This is a genomic window from Photobacterium leiognathi, from assembly GCF_030685535.1.
GTDB lineage: Bacteria > Pseudomonadota > Gammaproteobacteria > Enterobacterales > Vibrionaceae > Photobacterium > Photobacterium leiognathi.
Window position 1 is genome coordinate 3,101,750 of sequence record NZ_CP131601.1, and the last position, 11,508, is coordinate 3,113,257.

Below are 11,508 nucleotides of genomic sequence, written 5' to 3' on the forward strand. Positions count from 1 at the left end.
GTCGCGTTTATAACAAAGCAAAGGTGCTTTACCGCTGGTTGGTATTCGGACTTAAGAGCATGACCTATAAGGTCGCCTAGGCATCAACTTCCCATCTCAACTACACTTGGATCAACATCCTATATTGATCATGCAGTTAAAACAGTGTTTGGAGGACATCCATGTGCGTTCGTTCTCTATTACCGCTGCGCGTCAGTTACGGATTTTCACCGTATTCCCGTACCATCCTGGTTAACCAGCGCAGCGCAAATGCTAGTGATGTAAGCGTTTTATGTCTAGCTTTCTTTGCTATTAGTTATAAATAAAAATTGCCTGATGAAAACTTTTTATTGGCGTAACACTGGACATCACGGGGCAATACAATAAAATCTGCGCTCTTATTTTGAGCAGTCGAGGCATACACTATGACATCTACCATCCTTAACACCGCTGATTACCAGCAACAGTTGGATGAAAAGGCAGAGCGTATTCAAAACATTTTCGCTGATTTTGATACCCCTGAACTCGAGGTGTTTGCCTCCCCTGCAGAGCATTACCGTATGCGTGCAGAATTCCGTGTTTGGCATGAGGGTGAAGATCTTTTCTACATCATGTTCAACCAAGAAACACGTGAAAAATACCGTGTGGATCAATTCCCTGCAGCAAGTCGTTTGATCAATGACTTAATGCCAATGTTGGTGGATGCAATCAAACCCATCAAAGCGCTACGTCACAAGTTATTCCAAGTCGATTTCCTATCTACTTTAAGCGGTGAGATCTTGGTGTCGATGCTATACCACCGTCAACTAGATGATGAATGGACAGCAGAAGCGAAACAACTAAAGCAACGCTTAAACGATGAAGGCTTTAAGCTGAACATCATTGGTCGTGCACGTAAGATGAAAATCGTACTTGATCAAGACTACGTTATTGAGCAGTTAAAAGTTAACGATCGCACATTAACTTACAAGCAAGTAGAGAACAGCTTTACCCAACCTAACGGTGAAGTGGCTCAGAAGATGCTTGAATGGGCGGTAGACTGTACTCAAGACAGCGAAGGCGATCTGTTAGAGCTTTACTGTGGTAACGGTAACTTCTCTCTCGCTCTTGCGCAAAACTTCGAACGTGTTCTAGCTACTGAACTGGCAAAGCCATCGGTTGATTCCGCGCAATACAACATTGCCGTAAACAACATTGATAACGTACAAATCATTCGTATGTCAGCAGAAGATTTTACTGATGCAATGGAAGGTAAGCGTGAATTCCGCCGTTTGAAAGATCGAAATGTGGATCTTCAGAGCTACAACTGCAACACGATCTTTGTTGATCCACCGCGATCTGGCATGGATGAGGGTACATGCCGTATGGTGCAAGGTTATGATCGCATCATGTACATCTCGTGTAACCCTGAAACTTTAAAAGAAAACTTAGATATTCTTGGTGAAACACACCGAATTACACGTTTTGCCCTGTTTGATCAGTTCCCGTATACCCACCACATGGAAGCGGGTGTATTGCTAGAGCGTAAATAATTCGCTTCTTGCAGAGAATAAAAAAAGGCGCTTAATGCGCCTTTTTTCTTACGTACTTTTTATCGTACTGAAGATTATTTTGCTTCCACTTCTGGCTTAGCTTTTTTATTCATGATGCCCATTTTGTAACTAACCCAAAATAGTAATGCTAGCGCAATCATCAATGGTAGGAAGTTAGAGCCCATCTCCGGCATTGCTGCACGTAAGAAAGCAGAGTAACCAAATGCACCCACAAAGAAACACGCAGTCGCAATCGCTGGCGTGCCTTCCGTCATCGGCTTACGTAAGTATTCTTGGTATAAACAGTAAACGGCTAACACAAAAGCAAGCACTGGGAAGATAGAAAACGCCACGCTGCTTGATGTTAGTACTGACCATGTTGCGTAACCGCACACACCAGCAAGTAATGATAGAACTAAAGTTTTACGCTCTGATTTAACTTGTTGCTTGTCCATATCCTTCACCACAAAATCGAAATAAGGTTATAGTTTTTGCCTGAGCTCACGACGCTCACGCTCTTTTCGGTACCAGTAAGCACCCTTTGCAATCATTCTTAATTGCATGATCAATCTTTCAGCATGCTCAGCACGAGCATGACTATCGAGATCTAACGCTTCTGCCCCTGAGCTAAAGACGAGTGTTACTGACGCCTCTGCTTGGGTATACGCTTCTTCATACGTTACCCCAGTTTTGGCCTCAAGATACTCGGTTAGTTCAGCGACAAAATGTTGTATTTCACGAGCCACTGCGGCGCGAAATGCTGTCGATGTCCCGGAACGTTCACGTAATAGTAGACGAAAGACGTTAGGGCTACTTTCGATAAACTCCATAAACGTCTCAACAGAGGTACGGATCACACTACCTTCTGTTGCAATACGCTGGCGAGCTTGTCGCATTAACTGGCGAAGGATCAAACCACCTTCATCCACCATTGTTAAGCCTAACTCATCCATGTCTTTAAAATGACGATAAAACGACGTAGGGGCAATCCCAGCTTCACGAGCCACTTCTCGTAAACTTAAATTAGAAAAACTTCTATCGGCACTTAGCTGACTAAACGCAGCATCAATCAGTGAACGACGTGTTTTTTCTTTCTGTTGAGCCCTGATCCCCATGGACATCTGATTCTCTATTATTTTCTTACCATCATACGCTGAATAACGATAAACAGCGTTAGAAAAGCCATATAGTACTGACTCACAGCCCATCACGCAAAGCTAGATTAACATCATTTAATCATCGACTTCACAATCTATCACGATAAAACTTGGTACCAACATGGGCATTTATAACGTTCAACAAGCAATAGAGCGTGATCCCTCACTAGCTCTGACTATCTATTGATTCTCCTATTGATTACAAATCGTTACACTTACGATGCAAAAATGTTACCGACCAAATAGGAATAATACGATGACGGATACGCAGTACAGTAATAACGGTCATTTCGATGTGATTATTATTGGTAGTGGCCCTGGTGGTGAAGGGGCAGCAATGGGCTTAACCAAAGCAGGTTTTAACGTCGCTATCATTGAACGCGAAGACAATGTTGGTGGCGGCTGTACTCACTGGGGCACCATCCCATCAAAAGCGCTGCGTCATGCAGTCAGTCGTATTATTGAATTTAACCAAAACCCACTGTACTGCAAAAACAACTCCACGCTGCATAGTACTTTTAGCCAAATTCTGGGGCATGCTGAAGTAGTAGTGAATAAGCAAACTCGTATGCGTCAGGGATTTTATGATCGCAACCAGTGTCAGATCATTCATGGCGAAGCCCGCTTTATTGCTAGCCATGAAGTGGCAGTGACCACGACCGACGGTAGTCTAGAGCATTACAGTGCAGACAAATTCATCATCGCCACAGGATCTCGTCCATACCATCCTGAAGGCGTTGATTTCGATCATTCACGTATCTACGACAGCGATTCCATCTTACGTCTAGAGCACGATCCTCGTCATATTATTATCTATGGTGCAGGGGTGATTGGCTGTGAATATGCATCTATCTTCCGAGGATTGGGAGTAAAAGTTGATTTAATTAACACCCGCCAACGTCTGCTAGAATTTCTTGATAATGAAATCTCCGACTCGTTGTCTTATCACTTGTGGAACAATGGCGCGATGATCCGCAATGATGAGATTTTCGAGCATATTGAAGGTACCGATGACGGTGTGATCTTACATTTTCAATCCGGTAAGAAGATGCGTGCTGATTGCTTGCTCTACGCGAACGGTCGCACAGGTAATACCGATAAACTCGGCTTAGAGCATGTTGGTCTAACACCTGACTCTCGTGGGCAGTTAAACGTCAATCGCAGTTATCAAACAGAGGTCGATCATATTTATGCGGTGGGTGATGTGATTGGTTACCCAAGCCTTGCAAGTGCAGCTTATGATCAAGGTCGATTTGTTGCTCAAGCGATCAGTACAGGACAAGCACAAGGTCAGTTGATTGATCATATCCCAACAGGTATTTATACCATTCCAGAGATCAGCTCTGTGGGTAAAACCGAGCAGCAATTAACCGCAGAGAAAATTCCATATGAAGTAGGGCGCTCTCAGTTTAAGCATCTTGCCCGTGCGCAAATTGCTGGGACCGAAGTGGGAAGCTTAAAGATTTTATTTCACCGAGAAACCAAAGAGATCTTAGGTATTCACTGTTTTGGTGAACGTGCCGCAGAAATCATTCATATCGGACAAGCAATCATGGAGCAAAAAGGCGAAGGTAATACTATTGATTACTTCGTCAATACTACTTTTAACTATCCAACCATGGCGGAAGCCTACCGTGTTGCAGCTCTTAACGGCTTAAACCGTTTATTTTAATCTCGGCGAGTGAATAGCAGATAATAAAAAACGGAGCGATGTCGCTCCGTTTTGGTTTGCTTTAATCGGCATTCATCATGCGATCATCAGGCTCTAAGATCTCAGCCCATGGTAAGCCTTCATCACCTAAGGTAATAAAGTTTGGGTTCTCTAGCGTATTACGCTCGTTGTAAGACAGTGGGGTTAAATGAGTATTAAGAATACGACCACCAGCTTCTTCAACAATACATTGCGTTGCTGCGGTATCCCACTCTCCTGTTGGCCCTAAGCGTAGGTAACAATCCACTGCCCCTTCTGCCACCAAGCAAGATTTCAAAGCAGCAGAGCCTAATGGTACGAGCTCGTAGTTATAGCTAGGATCTAAACGTGAGGTAATTGAGCTAATATCTTGCCGACGACTGATCGCCACCACGATAGATTTGGTATTTTCTTCATGATGGTGTGTTGCCAGTTTTACAGTCTCGCCTTCTGCCGTGATCTTATACGCGCCTTTATCAGCATAAGCGTAATACGACACACCAGAAACAGGTGCATACACCACGCCCATCACCGGACGATTATCTTCCACTAAGGCAATGATTGTCGCAAAGTCACCACTACCAGCAATGAACTCTTGGGTGCCATCTAGCGGATCAACTAACCAGTAACGTTTCCATTGACTACGTTCCGCTAAAGGGACCTCTGCGTCTTCTTCAGATAACACAGGAATATCTGGCGTTAACTCTGTTAAGCGCTTCATTACTAATTTATGCGCTGCAATATCAGCACTGGTTACTGGCGTATTATCGTCTTTGATCTGTTTTTCAAACTGACCACGCTGGTAGATATCTAAAATGATCTGTCCTGATGCACGAGCTATATCAATCACATCAGGCAGTAAATGAGAATACGCCATACCTTACTCCTCTAGAGCTAATTGCTTTAACGCTAAAAACAATGCGGTAATGCTGCGAGCTTCGGCAAAATCAACATGGGTTAATAACTCTTCCGCTTGAGCTAATGGCCAACGAACAATGTCTAACGGCTCAGGCTCATCACCTTCCAGTTTTTCTGGATACAGATCTTGCGCTAAAAATAATGTCATACGGCTAGAGAAATACGATGGTGCCAATACCACTTCTTTTAATGGCTGAAGCTTGTTCGCACCAAAACCGATCTCTTCTTTCAATTCGCGATTTGCAGCTTCAATCGGTGTTTCACCTTGATCAATTAACCCCTTAGGAAAACCAAGCTCATAACGCTCAGTACCTGCCGAGTACTCACGGATCAACAATAAATCACCTTGTGCAGTGACGGGAACAATAAGCACCGCATTACGACCACTTGGCTTCATTCTTTCGTAAGTGCGCTCAACCCCATTTGAAAACCGTAAATCCAACGATTCGATTTTAAAAAGTCGAGATTGCGCTACAACCTCAGCAGATAAGATCTGAGGTTTCTCTTTACTTGTCGCCATCTTAAAGCCCTATTTCAGTTATCGCGAATAAGAATATTGTTTTATCTCTAAGCTTCATTAAAAGCTAAACGTCGCCATAAATAAAGAGGCAGCCTAGATAGACTGCCTCTTACTGTGAACTTTGTGATTAATAACCACTACATAATGTACATCAATGCGATGTTATGATCACAGACGACCAGAGTAATTGATCTTGTATTGCCCTTTTGAGTCAGGCTCACCTAACCACTTTAATTGCTGAGATAATTGCTCAGGAAACGTAGCTCCCGGCTTAAACCAGCCTGATAAAGTATAGCTGTTATTCTTAGCAAGGCGAGCTTGCCAATCACTGCTAACATCTTCAGAAGACTGCGCTGCTTTCGCTGCAATTGCACCTTCCTGGCAGCTTAGATCTGCAAATACAGGTCCAGGATTGATATTGCCCATTGGTGATGATGCGATACCTTCTACCCATGCCAATGTCGCATTTAACGTTTTACAATACGGTGCAGCATAAACATAGTCACGCACGGTTAGGTCTAAGTTCCCCGTCAATGTTAAAGGTACTGGCACTTTGGCATATTGCATGGCATTCGCTGCAGGCACTGACACCAACAACTTTTTCGCAAAAGGACCAGCCATACTGTAGCCCACAGTACCGCTACCTTGTAATTGCATATCACTGCCTTGACCAAAGCTTACATCAAAAGCTGCTTTGCCCGTAAACAGGCTACCTACAGACATACCCCATGACACTTGACCTAAGTTTTTATTCTGCCAAACCAAACGGCTTGCCGAGCCTTGCCACAAAGTACCTTTAATGCCCGTTAGTGATAAGCCAGAAACTTTCGGGGCTTGTTGCCACGCCCAGTTTGCAGGTACATGCGCAATCGCACTGGTAATAAATACCAAGCCAAATGTTGTACCAATAGCGAGTTTAAATTTCACTCTTAACCTCGTCCTAACTGTAAGCGATTCACTTCAACCATACCGTTTTGATCGGCTTTTGAAATATCGATAAATTGGGTTTCAATACCAAAGTTATCTTGCAGGTAAGACAACCAATTCAATAGCGCATTAAACGGCACTGGTTTCACCCACACTTGAATCGCATCATTACGTGGTTGCATGCGGATTAATTCAATCTTAAAGCGTCCAGTGGTTTCATTTACGACCTGGTTCAAACCTTTACTGCTTACTTTAACCGAACCACCAGCACGCTTAAATGCACTGATCTTGTTCGCCTTGTCTTCGACCCATGATAATAACTGGCGTTCATTTTGAATACGATTCTGCGCCGACTCAGTTCGCTGATTTAGGGGTTGCCATAACCCCCAATATAAAGTCGCGATCAGTAGTGCTCCACCTGCTCCCAATACAAGAAATTGCTCTCGCTGGCTAAGTGCTTTCCACCATGACTTGATTTCTGCCATTATGCTTTCCTCCTTAGCACGACAGCGCCACTAACTAAGCCCTCTTCTTTACTTAATTGTCCTTGTTCGACATTAAAGTTTTTCGTTAATACACTGCGTAATTTCTCAAAATCTTGGAAATCGGAAGCAGTTGCCTGCAAGCGTAATTCACCACGTTTTTGATCGTATTTTAAATTCACCACTTTCACACTTGGCACTTGCGAAAATGCAGGTTTCAATTCGCTTAACCATATTAAAATACCGTTATCTGAACCTTTACCACCTAAGCTTTTCAGTGCTGCATTCATTTGGTTTTTCAAGTAACTCTGTGAAGGAATACGCTTAAATTGAGGGAGTACTTGACGAAAAATGCGTTCACTTTCAGCACGATAAGATTGCGCTTGATACTCAAGTTGTTGCAACTGCATTATATGTTCACCCACCAATGCAACTAACACGAGACTCGCAGCAATCGCCACCTTTCGCCATGGCTGTATGTGTTTGCGCCAAGCAGCTTGAAGCTTATAGGGACCGGATAAAAGATTTATTTTGCTCTCTGCAGCACCTTGCGCTAATAATTGCATCACAAGCTCAGGTGTTTGAGCTTGCCAACGTCCGCTTATCCCCTCAGGTTCCGGTGTATAGTTGTACACAACCACTTGGATCGGTGGCGCTGTTAACTCTGAAGATGCAGATTCAATCGCTTGAGACTCTGTCTCTTCAGGGGTTTCATCTTCTTCTGTAGCGGCTAATACGGTTGGTGCTTTTTGCGCACTGATCCACGCATCTAGCCAGCTTGTCTCAGCACAGACCCCCATGACTTCAGACTGACGAATCAACCATTGCCCTTCGATTTCAGCAGCACTATAACCATCATCAAATAACGGTAAACATAAACAATCAGGCAATAGTTTTTTGAGCTCAAAGCCACGCTCTTTAAACGCAGCCAGCCACTGTTCCATCTTTTCATTTTCAATAATGGCAACCGTTGCCACGTCTTCTGTACGACGTAATAGCTGCACATGCAAGTTGTCCACATCCTGCGCCAATTCTTCTTCTAAGAGATAAGGTAAAACAGCGTTTAATTGGCGACTGCTGCCTGCAGGAATAGTGACTTGGGTTAACAGCATTTCACTGGTTGGTACAAGACCATATACTGGACGTGAACCCGCATATTCCATTAACTGATCTAATTGAGTGATATCAGCCAGTTGGCCTGATGCTATCACCTCATTTTGTTGTGGCGACCAAACCAACCACTGCAACGGCATTTCAGGTCGACTACTGAGCCTTATCGTCAGAAATTCGCTCACGGATTCCTCCATAATGGCGACGCACGACTGTCACCTTGTTATCATCATCTCGTTTAAACAACGATACCGAACGTAGTCGAGTACGATCGAGTTGTATCTCAGCATCTAGTGAAAAGTAGTTACTAGTAACTGTTAAATATTGTTCTTTTTTCTTATCGCTATCTGACTCTTTTTGATCCACTTGAGGAAGCTCTCGCATAAAATCCTCAACGCTATCCCAACCTTTACTGCGCGCATCACGATCTTTAATAATTGTTTTTGCCTGCTCCAATGACAGCTCAGGCGAAAATAACGCCGATAACAATACCGCTTGTTTTTCTGTAATGGTGTTCACATTTAGCTTAAACGTTTCTGTTGGCAGGGCACAAACAAGCCCTTTAATTTGATTATAAATATCAGCGGTTACACCGTTTACCGCACGTAATTCACTGCGACTTGCTAACCATCCATTTGGTGGTAGATAAGCGGGTTGAAACGCTTCATAAGTACTATCTTCACCGCCATAGCTAGACTGCACTGTGGTATTTTTATCAATAAATTCCCAGCTTGAATCAGCAATTTCTTCCGATGCATAATCATCAATGCCACTTTCAATGAGTACGTTTTGAAAGTAAGTCACTAAAAACGGTTTTTTACTCCCATCGGCCACAGGCTTTACTGCACCAAGAGCATTGAGGTTAAAACATGCCTGTTTATCTATAACACTGCTTGTAACCACTGCGCCATCAATGGGGTATGTTTGATCTTCAATTGCCCATGGCTGAGTTAAATCAATAATTTTGCTATCTTTAAACGTTAATGCGAGCCCTTCTTCAGCTAATGCCTCAACCCCCAAACTAAACCAATATGCCTGCTGGTGCTTTATTTGGCTCTCGACACGATGGAAGTTATGCTGTAGGCGTCCTGTCATTTGCACCGCAATTAAACTCATCATTGCCACCAGCAACAATACGACAATTAACGCAACACCACGTTGTTTCTTCATCATTGCTCTTGCTCCGACTCTTTTGGTAAAGCCGAGCTTGGAACAATATAAATTCGCTCAATGTCCCCTAAATCCTTTAGCGTCATGATAACTTTTATACCTTCAGGTACAGCATTCGATCTATCCCATTTATCATGCCATTTTTTATCGTAGTAAAACTCGAATGTAAGTTTTGTTACGCCCTTCAATAACACCTTTACTAATGGCTTATCAGCTACAACCGTATCGGGGTAGCGAAACCAGACACGTTCTAAGTTATCATCGACGATGCGATAGCCAACACGGGTAACATCACCACGAGGAAACATCGACTCAGGATTTTGCCAACCGTTGCGAATAAACATGATCCCTTCACTGCTGGAATCAAGTAAGTATTCAGTTGCTTGAAGTAGTTTATTACTTGGCGAATCACCATCTAAACGACTTTTTCGAGCAACGATTTGACGAAAATCGTTATCCATCATAATGGTGGCTCGTTGAATATCTTTCAGTCGCTGGTTGTGATCTTGTGATTGGGCATCGCTGCGCATCACGTTATTCATCACTTGATACGCAGAGAGACTCAACATGGCAAACACCGCAATCGCTACCAGCACTTCAAGTAAGGTAAAGCCATGCTGACGAGAATAATTAGTTTGCGACATAGGTTTTTACCATTATGACTGAATGTTCACGTTGTGGGTCAGTGGCAACAGAAATCTCGATTTGTTTCAATAATGCTTGCTGAGTTTTCACGCTTTTTACAGTCCAATACCACTCACGCCCTGCCATCATCGACTTACCAGTCTTACTTGAACTTGGGTACTGACCACTTAAGTGTAATTGCGCCAATTCGTTATCGGCCACCATTGCAGCAAAGGTTTTCTCTTCTAAATAACCTAAGGTGTTAATGTGCTGACTGACTGCTTTCATGATACTGAGGGCGGCAACCGCAAAAATGGCTAATGCCACTAACACTTCTAATAAGGTAAAACCTTGCTTACTTTTCACGTTGTGTTGCCTGCTCTAATGTTTCACCTGGCTTCAGTAACACCAAGTTACCCACCTCATCAGCACTGACTCGCCAAAACTGATTTTCACCGTCAACCTCAAAACTTAAGGTGAAGGGAGTGTATTCACCACTCGCCATTACCACGATTTGCGGTTTTATTTTTTTCTTTTCTTCATCTGACTTTGTAAATAAGTCCTCATTTTTAAATAAGGAATCTGATTTAAAAAGGCGGTCTTTGTCTTTCCATGCACCACCGATTTCAACGTTAGTGGTAATGGCTTTATCTAATTTCACATCGGTATAGAACTTTGCTCCTTCCAATGGCTGCCAACCATCTTGTGTTAATTGAACAAAGTGATATTGGTGTGGCTCAACACGAATGCCGTAATCCACACCATTTAGCATTGCATCTTCGCCCAGCAATTGAGCGAGATGATGAAAGCGTACTGCTTGCTCTTTCATTTCATCACGTTTGTTATCTGGTAATGTCGAGATCACTGCAACGGCACTGGTTGCGAGCAATACCAACACCAACATGATCTCAATGAGAGTAAAACCTGCACTACGCTTCATCTTTGCTACTTATTTTTGATAATCCAACATGTTCCAGTTACCGATGTCAGTGTTCACACCGTCACCACCTTCCTGTCCATCAGCACCTAAGCTGAAGATATCGATAGCACCGTGTTCACCCGGCATCACGTATTGGTACTCGTAGCCCCATGGATCTTTTGGTAAACGTTTTATGTAGCCACCGTCACGGTAGTTACGTGGTTCAGGCGAAGACGAGGGTTTTGTTACCAAGGCATCTAAACCCTGATCTGTGGTTGGGTAGACGCTATTATCTAACTTGTACATTTCTAAAGATTGTTCCAGCGCACCGATATCTGTCACCACTTTTTGTTGGTCAGCTTTTTCTTTATTACCTAATAGATTAGGAACCACTAAACTTGCTAATACGCCCAAGATAACAATTACCACCATTACTTCTAATAGGGTAAAACCACGTTGCTTTTGTTGCATTAAAACCTC

At 43.2% G+C, this 11,508-nt stretch carries 14 protein-coding genes and 1 riboswitch; of the genes, 2 read left to right on the plus strand and 12 right to left on the minus strand.

All coding sequences use genetic code 11. The features are described from left to right. Positions 1-19: 19 nt before the first annotated feature. Positions 20-255, minus strand: a riboswitch (cobalamin riboswitch). Between the two features lie 149 nt (positions 256-404). After that, positions 405-1,511, plus strand: a complete 1,107-nt coding sequence (gene trmA / locus Q7674_RS21060; protein WP_305423270.1) for a tRNA (uridine(54)-C5)-methyltransferase TrmA — start codon at positions 405-407, stop codon at positions 1,509-1,511. 74 nt (positions 1,512-1,585) lie between these two features. On the opposite strand, the gene Q7674_RS21065 is transcribed toward trmA, so the two are convergent. Both Q7674_RS21065 and fabR read right to left on the minus strand, forming a co-directional pair. Continuing rightward, on the minus strand, positions 1,586-1,966 hold the full coding sequence (locus Q7674_RS21065; protein ID WP_008985934.1) for a YijD family membrane protein: 381 nt from the start codon (positions 1,964-1,966) through the stop codon (positions 1,586-1,588). 27 nt (positions 1,967-1,993) lie between these two features. Next, positions 1,994-2,626: an HTH-type transcriptional repressor FabR gene (fabR, locus tag Q7674_RS21070; protein WP_045064504.1), complete on the minus strand. Its 633-nt coding sequence runs from the start codon at positions 2,624-2,626 to the stop codon at positions 1,994-1,996. Positions 2,627-2,924: 298 nt separating this feature from the next. On the opposite strand from fabR, the gene sthA reads away from it, so the two are divergent. Then, positions 2,925-4,340 (plus strand): Si-specific NAD(P)(+) transhydrogenase, encoded by a 1,416-nt coding sequence (gene sthA, locus Q7674_RS21075; RefSeq protein ID WP_107229676.1) that lies wholly within the window; start codon positions 2,925-2,927, stop codon positions 4,338-4,340. Positions 4,341-4,401: 61 nt separating this feature from the next. Here the strand turns inward: sthA and cysQ are convergent, their stop codons facing one another. From cysQ to gspG, 10 genes are all read right to left on the minus strand, one after another. Then, complete coding sequence (cysQ, locus tag Q7674_RS21080) at positions 4,402-5,235, minus strand: 3'(2'),5'-bisphosphate nucleotidase CysQ (protein ID WP_045064502.1); 834 nt, start codon at positions 5,233-5,235, stop codon at positions 4,402-4,404. A 3-nt stretch (positions 5,236-5,238) separates the two neighbouring features. After that, entirely contained in the window at positions 5,239-5,796 is a 558-nt protein-coding gene (gene nudE, locus Q7674_RS21085) for an ADP compounds hydrolase NudE (protein WP_045064501.1), read from the minus strand. Positions 5,797-5,964: 168 nt separating this feature from the next. Continuing rightward, positions 5,965-6,723: a type II secretion system protein N gene (locus Q7674_RS21090; RefSeq protein WP_045064499.1), complete on the minus strand. Its 759-nt coding sequence runs from the start codon at positions 6,721-6,723 to the stop codon at positions 5,965-5,967. Positions 6,724-6,725: 2 nt separating this feature from the next. Continuing rightward, positions 6,726-7,208, minus strand: a complete 483-nt coding sequence (locus Q7674_RS21095) for a type II secretion system protein M (protein WP_023931347.1) — start codon at positions 7,206-7,208, stop codon at positions 6,726-6,728. Further along, entirely contained in the window at positions 7,208-8,500 is a 1,293-nt protein-coding gene (gene gspL / locus Q7674_RS21100) for a type II secretion system protein GspL (protein ID WP_237156781.1), read from the minus strand. The genes Q7674_RS21095 and gspL overlap by 1 nt, the downstream gene beginning before the upstream one ends. After that, positions 8,469-9,488, minus strand: a complete 1,020-nt coding sequence (gene gspK, locus Q7674_RS21105; protein WP_305423275.1) for a type II secretion system minor pseudopilin GspK — start codon at positions 9,486-9,488, stop codon at positions 8,469-8,471. The genes gspL and gspK overlap by 32 nt, the downstream gene beginning before the upstream one ends. After that, a complete protein-coding gene (gene gspJ, locus Q7674_RS21110) occupies positions 9,485-10,129 on the minus strand; it encodes a type II secretion system minor pseudopilin GspJ (RefSeq protein ID WP_045064495.1) in 645 nt (214 codons plus the stop codon). The genes gspK and gspJ overlap by 4 nt, the downstream gene beginning before the upstream one ends. Further along, complete coding sequence (gene gspI, locus Q7674_RS21115) at positions 10,116-10,475, minus strand: type II secretion system minor pseudopilin GspI (RefSeq protein ID WP_023931342.1); 360 nt, start codon at positions 10,473-10,475, stop codon at positions 10,116-10,118. The genes gspJ and gspI overlap by 14 nt, the downstream gene beginning before the upstream one ends. Then, positions 10,465-11,049, minus strand: coding sequence for a type II secretion system minor pseudopilin GspH (gspH, locus tag Q7674_RS21120; RefSeq protein WP_045064493.1), 585 nt, complete (start codon positions 11,047-11,049; stop codon positions 10,465-10,467). Before gspH ends, gspI begins: the two co-directional genes overlap by 11 nt. A 9-nt stretch (positions 11,050-11,058) precedes the next feature. Further along, a complete protein-coding gene (gene gspG, locus Q7674_RS21125) occupies positions 11,059-11,499 on the minus strand; it encodes a type II secretion system major pseudopilin GspG (protein ID WP_023931339.1) in 441 nt (146 codons plus the stop codon). Positions 11,500-11,508 lie beyond the last annotated feature (9 nt).